We start from the raw sequence: 14,958 nt of genomic DNA, 5'->3' as shown, positions 1-14,958 counted from the left end.
TGAGCTGAATGAAACTGGGAGCAATTGAAGCAGGAGGCACAAAATTTGTATGCGGAATCGGTACGGAGGATGGTACTGTTATTGAACGTACCAGCTTTCCGACCACGACGCCTGAGGAGACCATGGCTCAGGTGTTTCAATTTTTTGAGGGCAAAGGCGTAGAAGCGATTGGTGCGGGTTTCTTCGGTCCGATTGATCCTGTCATTGGAAGTCCTACATACGGTTCAATTACAACGACACCGAAACCTTACTGGAGCAATTTCAATGTGGTCAACGCATTGAAAGGACGTTTTGACGTGCCTGTAGGTTTTGATACAGATGTGAACGGAGCAGCATTGGGAGAATATACGCTGGGTGCGGCTCAAGGGCTCGATAGCTGCCTGTATATTACGATCGGAACAGGGGTTGGCGCGGGAGCGGTTGTTGGCGGAAAGCTGGTACACGGCTTGTCCCATCCTGAAATGGGTCATATCCTGGTACGCCGGCACCCTGATGACAAGTACGAAGGAACCTGTCCTTATCACAAGGACTGTCTGGAAGGACTTGCTGCCGGTCCATCGCTCGGTAAACGCTGGGGCACAGCCGGTGCGGAGCTGACACCGGATCATCCCGCGTGGGACATGGAGGCGTATTACCTGGCTCAGGCGCTGATGAACTATGTGCTCATTCTTTCACCACAGCGCATTGTTATGGGCGGCGGTGTTATGAAGCAGCCGCAGCTGTTCCCGCTTGTTCGCACCAAACTGCAGGAGCTCTTGAACGGTTATGTGCCGCATCCGAGCCTGAGCGAAGGCATTGAACAATATATCGTGCCGCCTCAACTCGGTGATAATGCCGGCCTGTGCGGTGCCCTTGCGCTTGGTAAGCTGGCAGCAGAAGAAGCCTGACCCTGGCTTTGCAAATTGCGGTAGAAAGAGTGATCTCGAAAGCCGCAAGCACCATACATAGGAGGTGTCCCCATGGTTTATAAACCTGTGGCGGCACCTTTTTCCGTGAGAGGTGGTTTTCTGTTGAAGAACATATTTAAAATTCTGTTCATCGAAGATGATATGGCCCTTTTCAATGAAGTGCAGGAGCGGCTGACCCAATGGTCTTATGAAGTGCATGGGATTGAGAATTTTGGAGCCGTAATGGAGCAGTTTTCAGCCGTCAAGCCGGATTTGGTCATTATTGATATTCAACTGCCGAAATTCGATGGCTTTCACTGGTGCCGGATGATCCGCTCCTGTTCCAATGTCCCGATTTTATTCCTGTCGTCCAGAGATCACCCCACCGATATGGTCATGTCGATGCAGCTTGGTGCAGATGATTTTGTGCAGAAGCCTTTTCATTTTGATGTGCTGATTGCCAAAATTCAGGCGATCCTGCGCCGCGTGTACAATTACAGCACCGAACAGACTGAGATTCGGACTTGGCAGGGCGCGGCCATTGAGTATGGGAAGAATATGATATCCTCCTCTTCCGGCACGGCTGAGCTCACCAAAAATGAAATGCTGATCCTCAAGCTGCTCATGGAGCGGAAGAATACCATTGTTTCCCGGGAGAAGCTGATCGAAAGCCTGTGGGACAACGAACATTTTGTCAGTGATAATACGCTGACCGTGAATCTGAACCGCCTTCGCAAGAAGCTGGAGCCTTTGGGGCTGGATGCTTTTATTGAAACCAAGGTAGGTCAGGGTTATATGGCCGTAGAAGAGGTATAGCATGGCCAAGAAATATCTGAGAGAGAAAAAAAGCTGGATCGCTTTTTTTGTACTGCTGCAGTTGTTTACTTTGCTCATTGCCTATCTGGACACTACGGTTCCGCTGGGGTCACTGGTGTATATGATTTTCTTGTCCAGTCTGCTCTTTGCAGGCTTTCTGATCTGGCGTTACCATGTGGAAACAGGATTCTACAAACAGCTGGAGTCCTGGGATACAGCAGAAGGTGCAGAGGCATTACCGGAAGCGGGGTCTCCCTTTGAAGCAATCGTTGATAAAACAGTAAAGGACATGGCGGAAGCATTTACCCGGGAGTCGTCGGAGCGAATGACGGCGCTGGAGCTGGAAAAAGACGATCTGCTGTCCTGGATTCACGAAGTGAAAACTCCGCTGACCACCATGCAGCTGATGATCGGGCGGGTAGAAGATGAAAAGCTGAAAGGCGCACTGAACTATGAATGGCTCCGTATCCACCTTCTGCTGGACCAGCAGCTGCATCAGAAGCGCCTTCCTTTTATGAGCAATGATCTCTATATTGAGTCCGCCAGTCTGACATTCATCATTCACGGTGAAATTAAATCCCTGCAGTCCTGGTGTATGCAAAAAGGGATTGGATTTGAGTTGTCGCTGGATGCCCAGCAGGTGCTTACCGATGCCAAATGGCTTGGATTTATGATCAGGCAGCTGCTCACGAATGCAGTCAAGTACAGCCAAGAGAGTGACATTGTGATTCAAAGCCGCTGCGTGGGCGAAAGGACGGTATTGGAAATTCGTGATCACGGACGCGGGATTCCGGCAAGAGACCTGCCAAGAATATTCGAGCGTGGCTTTACTTCTACACTGGACCATCAGAACCACGCCTCTACAGGTATGGGACTATATCTCGTATCGAAAGCGGCTCAGCCCCTGCACATCAACATCGACGTAAAGTCCACTCCAGGAGAAGGCACTGCCTTCACTTTGACATTCCCGGCCAAAAATTCATTCCATCATATTCAGGGCGTGTGACGAAAATGTCACATGCTTTTTGGTTTTGTTATGAGAATCGAAGGAACGCGGCAGCATTGTCCGTTATGATGGTTTTATACAAAGGAGTGAATGATCTTGAATATTCTTGAAGCCAGTAAAATTTATAAAACCTATGGCAGTAAGTTGAATAAACAGGAAGTACTCAAAGCTATTGATTTTCATGTGGAAAAAGGGGAATTTGTGAGCATCATGGGCGCCTCGGGCTCCGGAAAAACGACACTGCTCAATGTGCTCTCATCCATCGACAAGGTTAGCCGCGGAAACATCCGCATTGAAGGTAAAGAGTTTACCTCTATGAAGGAGAAGGAATTGGCCGAGTTCCGCAAACATCATCTGGGATTTATATTTCAGGAATATAATCTGCTGGATACATTGACAGTAAAGGAGAATATTCTGCTTCCGCTTTCCATCAAGAAGGTATCGAAAAAAGAAGCCGATGAAAAATTCCGTCGTGTGGCCGAGGAGCTCGGCATTGCTGAGCTGCAGCACAAATATCCGAATGAAATTTCAGGCGGCCAGAAGCAGCGGACGTCTGCAGCGAGAGCTTTTATTCATGATCCCAGCATTATCTTTGCCGACGAGCCGACAGGCGCACTGGACTCCAAATCTGCTTCAGATCTGCTGAACAAGCTCAGTGAACTGAATCATAAGCTGACATCTACCATCATCATGGTTACGCATGATCCGGTGGCAGCAAGCTACTGCTCCCGCGTCGTATTCATCAAGGATGGCCAGATGTATACACAGCTGAATAAGGGAGATCAATCCAGGGAGGATTTCTTTAACGATATTATGAGAACACAAGGTGTGCTGGGTGGTGTGCGGTCATGAAGCTGTCCCACTTGATCTATCGTAATCTGAAAAAAAATCTGAGGAACTATTATCTCTACGTATTTGCACTTATTTTCAGTGTAGCGCTGTATTTCGCTTTTGTTACCCTGCAGTATGATCCTGCTTTGAACGAGGTCGAAAGCTCGAGTAGAGGCGGGGCCGCCATAGGAGCGGCATCCGTGCTGCTGGTCGCGATCGTATCTATTTTTCTGCTGTATGCCAATACGATATTTATCAAGCGGCGCAGCAAGGAGATCGGGCTGTTTCAGCTGATCGGCCTGACCAAAGGGAAGATCTTCGGGATCCTGACGTGTGAGAATCTGATTCTCTATTTTGGATCCATGATCGCCGGGATTTTTGCAGGCTTTTCAGCCTCCCGTCTTATTACGATGGTCTTGTTCAAGATTACGGAGGTGGAGGCTCAAGCAGTCCTGTCCTTTTCCCCAGAAGCTTTAATACAGACCGTCATCGTCTTCGCCGTGATCTATATGATGATTATGCTGATGAACTGGATCTTTATCAAACGTCAAAGCATTCTGTCCCTGTTCCGGACCATGTCAGTCTCAGAGTCCAGAGTTAAAAAGGTTTCGATAGGTGAGATGGTCATCGGACTGCTTGGGATCGCTCTGATCGTGCTGGGGTATTATTTATCGACCCGGCTGTTCAGCGGTGATTTCACGGATATGAATGAGCTGTTCCTCGTCATGATCGCGATTCTGGGCTCTGTTATACTTGGAACCTATCTATTCTATAAAGCCTCCGTCAGCTTTATCTTCAATCTCATTCGCCGGAAAAAGGGCGGCTACCTTTCTTTAAAAGGGGTACTCTCGCTTTCCTCCATCATGTTCCGAATGAAATCGAACGCGCTGCTGCTGACCGTCATCACTACGGTTTCGGCACTGGCCATCGGCCTCCTGTCGCTGAGCTACATCTCGTATTATTCTGCTGAAAAATCTGCAGTGCAGCAGGTGCCGAACCATTTTTCGATCACAGAAGAAGGAGATCTTCAAGCCTTTCTGCAGAAGCTTGAGCAGCAGGGCATTTCTTATCGTGAGGTAGTCAGGGAAGTAATACAGGTGGATGTCGATGCATCGGACATTATAAGTGCGAAGCTGGCATCATCGCAGCAGGACAAGAACAGTATGATGATTTCCGTAGTCAGTGAGGCTGCCCTGCCTGATGTCGATGTCGACCCGAAAGAGACCATATTTACAGGCTCGAGCAGTATACTCAGTGAGTTTATGGGATTGAAAGAGAAAGGTGAGCTTAAATTTAAAATGGCTGGGGGCGATGTGGATCTTTCCTTAACGGGGAGCCGGAGCGAATCCGTCGTGTCCTTCTATTTCACGAATGGAGGGCTGCCGACAGCCATCGTTGATAAGACGGTCTATGAGCAGCTGAAGCAGGATATAAATCCGGACATTCAGAAGAAGTCCTCCTTTTATGGCGGCATAGATATTTCCGACTCCAATGCCTTGAAGGAAGCAAATGAAGTTTTTGCAGAACTGGGCTTTGCAAGCCGAAATGACTACATGTCTCAGCAGGATCTCATTTCTGATCAAAGAAACAACATGGGACTAATTATGTTTATCGTCGCTTTTCTGGGGCTGGCATTTCTCATTACTTCCGGATGCATTCTATATTTTAAGCAGATGGATGAGAGTGAGGAAGAGAAGCCGAATTATACCATTCTCCGGAAGCTGGGCTACACACGGGGAGATCTGCTTGCAGGCATTCAGTTGAAGCAGGTATTGAATTTCGGCATTCCTCTGGTGGTCGGCCTGGTCCACAGTTATTTCGCGGTCCGATCCGGCTGGTTCTTCTTTGGTACCGAGCTGTGGACACCGATGATCATGGTCATGCTGTTATATGCTGCGCTTTATTCGATCTTTGGTCTGCTGTCCGTTCTGTATTACAAATCGGTCATCAGGCAGGCGCTGTAAACGGTATTAGTAGATATGGTGAGCCGGATTAGTCTGTAAAGTGTGGACTGCCGAGCACCATACCCAGAAAATTGCGAAGATCGTCGGCTTCCTCGGGTTCCAGCCTGAATGTCCGTTCCAGGTAGCCTTCTTCCTCTAAATCATCATCTGCAAGAATAGCGGATCGTCCAAACTGCAGGTCTGTCACAATTTTTTTGCCATAAAAGCTTTCGGTTGAAGTGACGGCCAGGTCAAAGCGCTTCAGGGATGGTCCGATAAAAGTGACGAAACGGGTAGAGGTGGATTCGGTGCTGTCGGATAAAAAATCAAGCTGACGGTTATCAGACTTCATGGATTTAATCACTCCCTGATGATAGTTTACCGAATCATTATAACGTAAAATAGTCATCCTATATAGTTTATGACAAAATGGATTGACCTCGTTACAAATTATGGATATGATAGGGAGTAACAGGATAACGTGAAATGATAGGGAAGCACCTTTCTTGCGCCAAGGCGAAGAAGGGTGCTTTTTTTTTGCGTTATGCTGAAATGATGGATGGCAGGAGGCCAAGGGATATGCAGATTGTATTTATGAATCAGATGAGCCGGACAGGAAGCGGCGACGGCGGAGCAGCACAGGTATGGATCGGCGAAGAAGAGGGAATCTGGCAGCTGGGATGGCGGGAGACGGGAGAAGAGGGCGATCTGCAGGACGAATCATGGTATGAGGGCGGATCCTGGCAGGAATTGCTGTGTGTATACCGTCATGGATTGGCTCAGAAGCTGGGAGCGGGCTACCGGCCGGTGATCGAGGGGGTATTTCACGAGAGTGATGAAATAAAGGGACGGAATCAGCATGCGCTGAAGCTGCAGTGCTACAGTGAGCTGCATAGCTCGGATGATTTGTACAGCGAGCTGTGTTCCTGGCGAAGAAAGAAGGCAGCCGCCGGAAGAAAGGCTCCGTACTTTATTGCCAGCAACCGCGTGCTGCGGATGATCAGTGCATTTGTCCCGCATACCCGGGAAGAGCTGCTGCAGCTGCCAGGGATCGGGAGCAGCAAAGCAGAGGAGCACGGAGAAGAATGGCTGGAGCTGACCGGAAAAGTCACGAGAAGCTTTCAGTTTCCTCTGGATTGGGTGGATCGCGTTCTGGGGGAAGAAGAATTCATGACGTGGCAGTATAAACAAAAGGAACAGAAGTACAAACAGGAGCTGGAGCATTACAGAATGAGCCGGCTGCTGCTTGCCGGAATTTCCGAAGGGCTGAGCATTGAAGAATTAAGCAGCAGGACCGGGCTTACACGCCGCGCGGTGGTGGAAGCACTTGAAGACCTGGAGAAGGAAGGATACGACACGGAGGTGCTGATCCAAAGCGAGCTTGTGAACATGCCGGAAAGTGAGCAGAACAGCATCTGGCAGTCGTACGAGGAACTGGGGGATACCTTCCTCAAACCGGTGCTGCAGCGGGTATATGGCGGAGAAACTGCAGTAGAAGCTGCACAGGAAGAGCTGTATGAGCGGCTTCGGCTGATCCGGATCCGGTTTCGCCGGGAGCAAGGGGAGCAGAAGCAGGCGGTGTAACCAGCGGCAGATCGACATATGACAAAAACGGGTGCCTTCTCTGTATGAGATAAGGGCACCCGTTTAAGTTCGTGCTACAGCCATTCTTTTTTCCGAAACAAATAATACATGCCGAAACCGACAAACACCATGACACCCAGCACGACATAATAGGAATATTTCCAGTGCAGCTCTGGCATAAAGTCGAAGTTCATACCATAGATTCCTGTAATAACGGTCAGCGGCATAAAGATGGTGGTGATGACGGTAAAGATACTCATGGTTTCGTTCGCACGTATAGCGATACTGGATTGATAAGCTTCACGCAAGTTGCCCATGAGGTCGCGGTAGGTTTCGAAAATCTCTGAGATTTTTACAGCATTTTCATAAATGTCGCTAAAGTACTTCTGCAGCTGGTCATCGATAAGCCGAAGGTCTTTCTTATTGAGGGTATGAATCACGTCTTTTTGAGGACCCAGCACCCGTTTGAGCCATAAAATTTCACTCCGCAGACCGACAATTTCATTCAGATGTGATTTCTTGGTACGCATGAGGATGTCTTCCTCTAACTGTTCGATACGAACTTCGATCCTGTCACCTACTGTGAAGTAATTGTCTGTGACAAGGTCAATCAGAATATATAGAAATTTGTCAGGCGTACCCACCTCTTCTTCCCAAAGAAGAGGTTTGATGGCACGCAGCTCGTTGATTTTCTGTTTCGTTACTGTAATGATAAAATGTCTTCCCAGGAATATATTCAGTGCCCGCATAAAGATCTCTTCATCATCAAACCGGATACTGTTTACTACAATAAAATAATGGCTTTCATAAATTTCAATCTTGGGGCGCTGTTCTTCCTCGGTCAGGCAGTCTTCGACAGCCAGATCATGGAGGGAAAATAATGGCTGAAGCTCGGCCAGATCCTCAAGATCGGCGTCGATCCAGTAGAAGCCTTCAGCAGGTGCTGTAAGTGTGGTTTGGATATCCTCGACAGGAGTAAAAACCCCTTCGTTAACCATCCGGATTTTCATCTGATATCACTCCTTTTCACGAAACCGCTTCTGCAGCGGTCATTGAACAAGGCACAGGTATCAGCTTACAGCGGGGTATGTTAAAGAGAAACATGAAAAATAACGGCATCCCCGGCCGGTAAGCTGATCCCAATCCTATGCGGTTTTGCATCACTGACTTCCAACTTATGGCCCGGGTCACCGTCCATTTTTCATGTCACCTCTTTCATGTATCGAATTTAGCACTTGTCTAGTATAACGCCGGGGTTATGACCTTTCAAGGCTGAATTCTTGGGATGAAGCCCTATGTGTACAGGGTATGAATATTATATGAAATGGTTCACAGCATTCCGCCCAAAAGCGTCTTGACGGGAAAAAGGGAATGATTTAAAGTAAGTATCAGGAATAGAATGAAAATTTCATATTGCGTCAATCTTATCAAGAGCAGGTGGAGGGACTAGCCCGATGAAACCCGGCAACCGGCGGCAGTATCGCACGGTGCTAATTCTTGCAGAATGTATAGTGATCTTTAATACGATCCACTGCAGTCTGACAGATGAGAGAGAATCATAGCATACGTATATGTACACGTACACATGACCTTTCTCAGTCTTTGAGAAGGGTCTTTTTGTTTATTTTTTTAAAGGAGGAACCTATTATGCCGATTAAAATCCCAGATTCCCTGCCAGCCAAGGAAGTACTGTCAGGAGAAAATATTTTTGTCATGGATGAAAGCCATGCCTTTCAACAGGACATACGGCCGCTGCGGATCGCCATTTTAAACCTCATGCCTACCAAGGAAACGACCGAAACACAGCTGCTGCGTCTTATCGGGAACTCCCCGCTGCAGGTAGACGTCGTGCTTCTGCATCCAGGATCTCATACATCGAAGAACACATCTGCCGAGCATCTGGAGGCTTTCTATAAAACGTTTGATGAAGTGAAGCACCGCCGATTTGACGGGTTGATTATTACCGGCGCGCCGGTCGAGCAAATGGATTTTGAAGCCGTGAATTATTGGCAAGAGCTGACTGAGATTTTTGAGTGGAGCAAGGATAACGTGACTTCCACACTGCATATCTGTTGGGCTTCACAAGCAGGGCTTTATTATCATTACGGGGTGCCGAAACATAGTCTGCCGCAAAAATGTTTTGGCGTGTTTCCACATACGATCAGCGATTCACCTGTTCAGCTGCTGCGCGGATTTGATGAGGTGTTTCATGCACCGCATTCACGTCATACCGAAGTGCGCCGGGAAGATATCCTGAAATCGTCCGATCTTGAGATTCTGTCAGAATCCGAGGAAGCAGGCATCTATCTCGTTGCCTCCAAGGACGGACGGCAAATTTTTGTGACTGGCCATTCGGAGTATGATGCAGACACCCTGCGCTGGGAATATGAGCGGGATGCGTCGAAAGGGATGGATGTGGATCTTCCCCGGCATTATTATCCCGCAGACGATCCTTCAAGGCAGCCGCCGGCCATCTGGCGGGCTCATGCCAATTTATTATTCTCAAACTGGCTGAACTACTATGTATATCAAGCGACACCTTATGATATTGGACCGCAGACTTAAGACATGCAGCATAATACAAGGTACCAGGAGAGGAGCAATTAGAGAATAATGGAGAACCATAAACTTCGAATTGAAAGCCGTCTTGCCCAGATTGGATCCGTAGAGGAGCCGGTCACAGGTGCTATTAATTATCCGATATACCAAGCGACAGCGTTCCGTCACCCGAAGCTGGGACAGAGCACCGGCTTTGACTATATCAGAACGAAAAATCCGACGAGACAGGTATTGGAAGAGGCTGCCGCACGTCTGGAATCCGGGGATGCAGGCTTTGCCTGCAGTTCCGGCATGGCAGCACTGCAAACCGTATTCGCCCTGTTCAGCCAGGGGGATCATCTGATCGTATCTCTTGATCTTTATGGGGGAACTTACCGGCTGCTGGAAACGATATTGTCACGTTTCGGTGTCAGTGCGACCTATGTGGATACGAATGATCTGGATGCCCTGGAGCAGTCCCGCAAGCCGAATACGAAGGCAGTATTTATCGAGACGCCGACCAATCCTCTGATGATGATCACCGATATCGAGGCTGTCAGCACATGGGCTCACCATCACGGTTTGCTGTCCATCGTTGACAATACGCTGCTGACACCGTTCTTCCAGCGTCCGATTGAGCTGGGGGCGGATCTGGTCGTACACAGTGCGACGAAATATCTGGGCGGACACAATGATGTACTGGCAGGATTGATCGTCACCAAAGGCCAGGAGCTTTCCGAGAAGATCGCTTTTCTGCACAATTCGATCGGTGCGGTGCTCAGTCCGTCCGATTCCTATCAATTGATGCGCGGCATGAAGACACTTGCCCTGCGGATGGAGCGTCATGAAAGCAATGCTACAGCTGTCGCTGCTTTTCTGAAAGAGCATCCTGCGGTGGACCAGGTGTTCTATCCGGGCTTGCCGGATCATCCCGGCTATGATATCCAATCTAAGCAGTCCAGCGGCAACACGGGGATATTCTCATTCAAATTGAAAGATGCCCGCTATGTGGAGCCGATCCTGCGCCATATCAAGCTGATCGCGTTTGCGGAGAGCCTTGGCGGTGTGGAATCGCTCATGACGTATCCGGCCGTACAAACTCATGCGGATATTCCACTGGAGATCCGGGATGCCATTGGTGTAGATGAACGCCTGCTGCGCTTTTCTGTAGGTATTGAGCATGAAGAGGATTTGATTGCTGACCTGGATCAGGCGCTCGCGGCTGCCGCTGCGGAGATTGAAGGAGGTCAGTCATCATGAGTGAAGACAATCTGAAATTTGAGACCCGTCTGCTTCATTTCGGCGGCGAAATTGACAAAGCGACCGGTGCTTCCAGTGTGCCGCTGTACCAGGCGTCCACCTTTCACCATGAAGATGTATTCAACCCGCCCTTGCATGACTATTCTCGCTCCGGCAACCCGACCCGTCAGGTGCTGGAGGATTATATCGCCCTTCTTGAAGGCGGGATAAGAGGATTCGCTTATGCCTCCGGCATGGCAGCCATTTCGAGCACATTTATGCTTCTGTCTTCGGGCGATCATATCATTGTGACTGAGGATGTATATGGCGGTACATATCGTCTGCTGACAAGCATATTGAACCGGATGGGCATGGAATGCACATTTGTAGATATGACCGATCTGGACCAGGTCAAATCGGCTTATAAAGCCAATACCAAAGCGGTTTATATGGAAACCCCGTCCAATCCGACCCTGAAAATCACGGACATTGGCGGAGTATGTGAATGGGCACGGGAGAAGGAACTGCTGACGATCCTGGACAATACGTTCATGACGCCGCTCTATCAGCGTCCGATTGAACTCGGTGTCGATATTGTGCTTCATAGTGCGACGAAATTTCTGGGTGGACACAGCGATGTGCTGGCAGGCCTCGCGGTGGCCCGGACCAAGGAACTGGGTGATGCCTTAAAGCAGCTTCAGAACGGGCTGGGTACCGTTCTGGGTGTCCAGGACTCCTGGCTGTTAATGCGCGGTATGAAGACCCTGGGTGCCCGCATGGCTCACAGTGAACAGAGTGCGGCGAAGCTGGCTGCCTGGCTGAGCGGACGCAGCGATATTGAGGGCGTATATTATCCCGGGCTTCTGCACCATCCGGGTCGCGAAATTCATGAGAAGCAGAGCAGTGGATATGGTGCGGTTGTTTCTTTTGATGTGGGTTCAGGACAGCGTGCAAAAGAAGTGCTGAACGCCGTGAAGCTGCCGCTGGTCGCTGTAAGTCTGGGCGCTGTAGAGAGCATCCTGTCCTACCCGGCGATGATGTCACATGCAGCCATGGGTGAAAAAGTGCGCCACGAGCGTGGAATTACAGATGGACTTCTTCGCTTCTCCGTCGGTCTCGAGGATATCGATGATCTGATTGCGGATCTGGATCAGGCGCTGGCAGCACGTCCATAAATATGACATAAACGGCATTCCGGTATGGTGACGGGATGTCGTTTTTGATGCCTTGATGTGGTACGATGGAGTTGCAATGTTATTTCTAGATGATGATATGATCAGTTTCAATTGGAATAAGGGAGGACCTACATATGAGTACAGTTGACTCTATTCTGGATAAAGCGCTGCGGGGAGAGCGTCTTCAGGTGGAAGACACGGTAAGGCTGTTTGAAAGTGAAGAAATTGAAAAAATCGGTCATGCAGCCGACGTTATGACAAAAAGACTTTTTCCGGATCCTGTCACCACGTTTGTGATCGGGCGAAATGTTAACTATACGAATGTGTGTGATGTGTACTGCCGGTTCTGCGCATTTTACCGCAGACCGGGCCATGAGGAAGGATACGTGCTGTCAGATGAAACCATCCTTCAGAAAATTCAGGAGACCGAAGATGTGATGGGCACGGAAATTTTGATGCAAGGGGGAACCAACCCCAACCTTCCGTTCAGCTACTATACCGATTTACTGCGCAAAATCAAGCAGCGTTTCCCGAATATTACGATGCACAGCTTCTCACCGGCGGAGATTATGAAGATGGTTGAGGTATCCGGCCTGCCGCTGGAAGAAGTGGTCAGAGCGCTTCGTGACGCTGGCCTGGATTCACTGCCGGGCGGAGGTGCAGAAATTCTGGATGACCGCATCCGTTCCAAAGTAAGCAGGCTCAAGGGCAGCTGGCGCCAGTGGATGGACGTTATGCAGACGGCCCACAAGCTTGGCATGAACACGACCGCCACCATGGTCATCGGTTTGGGAGAAACGATGGAGGAGCGCGCGCTTCATCTTCACCGGGTTCGTGACGCTCAGGATGAGTGCATTCAGAACGGATGGGATTCCAAAGGATTTCTTGCCTTTATTCCGTTTACATTCCAGCCGGATAACACCAACCTGAAGAGGGAGCGGGAGACGCCTGAAGCCTACCTTAAGACGGTTGCGATCGGTCGTCTGGCCATTGACAATGTACCGAATCTTCAGTCATCTTGGGTAACCATGGGTCCTGAAATTGGCAAGCTGTCACTGTCCTATGGCTGTAATGATTTTGGCAGCACCATGATGGAAGAGAACGTGGTTTCGGCTGCAGGAGCTGTATATAAAGTAAACATCGAAATGATCCTGCAAATGATTCGCGAAGCCGGACGAATCCCGGCACAGCGTAATACGCGCTATGATATTTTGCGTGTGTTTGAAGACAATACGTCGATCGACCGTGACTTCGTGATGCAAAATTAAGTTTCTTTTGAAGCTGGGGCTGTCCCAAAAGATATTGGATCTTGAGGGGCGGCCTTTTTGCTGCTTAGACGCTGCAGGTACGAATCGTTCCTCCCATCGCTCTTGCGCTCTAATTTCCTGAATGAATTTTTGTTTAATGTAGAAATTAGACCACAAAGGCGACCGCTCCGCTTGTCCGTAATCGGTTCGTCCCCTCCGCTGCTTCGTGCATAGCCACCCCAAGATTATAAAGAAGGTAGCGTCCGCTTAAAAGCTTTCCAAAGGAAAGCTAGCATCGGAAGCATATGCTTTGCCTCCAAAATGCCACCATAGATTATAATTCCAAGCATTTTGGAGGCAACAGCGGTCGGAAGAACACTTGCCATCGCAGCAACCGAGAAAGGTAACTTTTACTTCAGTCTATTCACCATGAATAGCCAATTAAATCATATGCTTGCTCTACAGCACCAGGGATCGGAAATTTGCGCAAGACAAGTGATTTTGACAGATACATCGCAGCTTCATCGTAGTCTAACTTCTTTTTCCAAAAAGCAGTTCCGTATATCCCCTTCGAGCTTCCCATATACTGAAACAGGGAACCCGAAAGGAGCGATTCCATGGAGCTGTTCAGCATAACGGTCAACACACAAACACGCAGTGAGCAAGAGTGTTTTCATCGCATTCTGTCAGACAAGCAGAAGGAGCTACATAAAAGGTGTAAGCCGTTGAAATTTAAATTCAGCGCTTCTGGAGACCGGATAGTGTGGACTTGCTCCGGTAAACTGCCTTTAACGTCCTGGGGAGTTACCCCGGAACTGCTGCGTCATGAAATATCAGAAGCCGTGGCAGCTTACATTATGGAGGAGAAGGAACAGGAGCTTGCAGCCAGGCTGCTTGTTGCGGAGTTTCAATTTCAGGATGAAGAGGAGCTGGAGCGTGTGCTGCAGTGGTTTCTTCTTCTGCTTGAGAAGGAAGACGGTGCTTCAGCTGAGTTCCATAGGCGCCGGAGGAAAGAGCTGACGGACAGCATCGCAGCATGTTTCATCGAAAGCTCTGAGCTGAATTTGGATGGATGGATGACATTCCGCATGCATGGATATAAGCAGGAACTGCGGGAAATGGCCGAATATGCGGTGGATGAATTTATGCTGGATCAGCAGTACGAAGAGTTTGTGAGCCTTTTGAAATACTTTGTTTATTTTCAAGAGCCGTTGATGCCGCTCGTTCATGTCATTCATAAAGGCGGGGAGGATTTCATCCTGCTGGACGGGAACCTGAAGCCGATAGAAAAACATGAACATGATGAGTTGGTGATGGAGAAAATCGATCAGGATATGCAAATTGAGGATATGGTCGTCAGTACGCTGATTTCCGTCTCTCCTGCGAAAATGGTCATTCATACCCGTGAGCCGGAGCTTCCGGTCATCCTGACACTATCGCACATCTTTGATCAGCGGGCAGAAATTTGCTGCTGCTGCGCGGAGTGCAGTCACTTTCTCGGAGGTATGGGCAGCAGTATCTTGACGGTATCCGCAAGCCCGGATTATAATAACTGTTAATCACGTTATGTTAAAAGCTTGGACAAAGACATGAATCTAGGCAGATTTCCGCACCGCTCAGAGAGAGGAAACAAGGCTGCAATTTCCTCCGGTGACACTGCAGATTTACCCCTTTGTAGCTGTGTTGTCGAAC

The 14,958-nt window shown here is 49.0% G+C and carries 13 protein-coding genes and 1 riboswitch; of the genes, 11 read left to right on the top strand and 2 right to left on the bottom strand.

Annotated features, from left to right (window positions below; translation table 11 throughout):
* Nucleotides 1–8 precede the first annotated feature (8 nt).
* The 5 genes from HII30_RS09750 (at nt 9) to HII30_RS09730 (ending at nt 5,504) form a co-directional block, all read left to right on the top strand.
* Nucleotides 9–887, top strand: coding sequence for an ROK family protein (locus HII30_RS09750; protein ID WP_169504836.1), 879 nt, complete (start codon nt 9–11; stop codon nt 885–887).
* Nucleotides 888–1,019: 132 nt separating this feature from the next.
* Nucleotides 1,020–1,703, top strand: coding sequence for a response regulator (locus HII30_RS09745; protein WP_169504918.1), 684 nt, complete (start codon nt 1,020–1,022; stop codon nt 1,701–1,703).
* 1 nt (nt 1,704) lies between these two features.
* Nucleotides 1,705–2,709 carry a sensor histidine kinase gene (locus HII30_RS09740; RefSeq protein WP_169504835.1) on the top strand — a complete coding sequence of 335 codons (1,005 nt, stop codon included), beginning with the start codon at nt 1,705–1,707 and terminating at the stop codon, nt 2,707–2,709.
* 96 nt (nt 2,710–2,805) lie between these two features.
* The gene (locus HII30_RS09735) at nt 2,806–3,561 is read left to right on the top strand and encodes an ABC transporter ATP-binding protein (protein ID WP_169504834.1); all 756 of its coding nucleotides are present in this window, start codon (nt 2,806–2,808) and stop codon (nt 3,559–3,561) included.
* Entirely contained in the window at nt 3,558–5,504 is a 1,947-nt protein-coding gene (locus HII30_RS09730) for an FtsX-like permease family protein (RefSeq protein ID WP_169504833.1), read from the top strand. Before HII30_RS09735 ends, HII30_RS09730 begins: the two co-directional genes overlap by 4 nt.
* A gap of 28 nt (nt 5,505–5,532) precedes the next feature.
* Here HII30_RS09730 and HII30_RS09725 read toward each other — a convergent pair whose 3' ends face one another.
* Entirely contained in the window at nt 5,533–5,835 is a 303-nt protein-coding gene (locus HII30_RS09725; RefSeq protein ID WP_169504832.1) for a DUF3055 domain-containing protein, read from the bottom strand.
* A gap of 227 nt (nt 5,836–6,062) precedes the next feature.
* Between HII30_RS09725 and HII30_RS09720 the strand changes: the two genes are divergently transcribed.
* A complete protein-coding gene (locus tag HII30_RS09720) occupies nt 6,063–7,067 on the top strand; it encodes an HRDC domain-containing protein (protein WP_169504831.1) in 1,005 nt (334 codons plus the stop codon).
* 74 nt (nt 7,068–7,141) lie between these two features.
* Here HII30_RS09720 and corA read toward each other — a convergent pair whose 3' ends face one another.
* Complete coding sequence (corA, locus tag HII30_RS09715) at nt 7,142–8,077, bottom strand: magnesium/cobalt transporter CorA (protein WP_169504830.1); 936 nt, start codon at nt 8,075–8,077, stop codon at nt 7,142–7,144.
* Between the two features lie 411 nt (nt 8,078–8,488).
* Nucleotides 8,489–8,619: riboswitch (SAM riboswitch) on the top strand.
* Nucleotides 8,620–8,714: 95 nt separating this feature from the next.
* Here corA and metA point away from each other — a divergent pair.
* The 5 genes from metA (at nt 8,715) to HII30_RS09690 (ending at nt 14,825) form a co-directional block, all read left to right on the top strand.
* Nucleotides 8,715–9,632 (top strand): homoserine O-acetyltransferase MetA, encoded by a 918-nt coding sequence (gene metA, locus HII30_RS09710; RefSeq protein WP_169504829.1) that lies wholly within the window; start codon nt 8,715–8,717, stop codon nt 9,630–9,632.
* A gap of 48 nt (nt 9,633–9,680) precedes the next feature.
* The gene (locus HII30_RS09705) at nt 9,681–10,865 is read left to right on the top strand and encodes a PLP-dependent transferase (protein WP_169504828.1); all 1,185 of its coding nucleotides are present in this window, start codon (nt 9,681–9,683) and stop codon (nt 10,863–10,865) included.
* Complete coding sequence (locus HII30_RS09700) at nt 10,862–12,019, top strand: aminotransferase class I/II-fold pyridoxal phosphate-dependent enzyme (protein WP_169504827.1); 1,158 nt, start codon at nt 10,862–10,864, stop codon at nt 12,017–12,019. The genes HII30_RS09705 and HII30_RS09700 overlap by 4 nt, the downstream gene beginning before the upstream one ends.
* 134 nt (nt 12,020–12,153) lie before the next feature.
* Complete coding sequence (gene mqnC / locus HII30_RS09695; protein WP_169504826.1) at nt 12,154–13,287, top strand: cyclic dehypoxanthinyl futalosine synthase; 1,134 nt, start codon at nt 12,154–12,156, stop codon at nt 13,285–13,287.
* Nucleotides 13,288–13,991: 704 nt separating this feature from the next.
* Nucleotides 13,992–14,825, top strand: a complete 834-nt coding sequence (locus HII30_RS09690) for a putative sporulation protein YtxC (RefSeq protein WP_246246226.1) — start codon at nt 13,992–13,994, stop codon at nt 14,823–14,825.
* Nucleotides 14,826–14,958 lie beyond the last annotated feature (133 nt).

It is taken from the genome of Paenibacillus lemnae, assembly GCF_012933385.1.
GTDB lineage: Bacteria > Bacillota > Bacilli > Paenibacillales > Paenibacillaceae > Paenibacillus_AQ > Paenibacillus_AQ lemnae.
The sequence above is the reverse complement of the archived record's forward strand: the minus strand, read 5'-3'. Positions and strand labels throughout refer to the sequence as shown.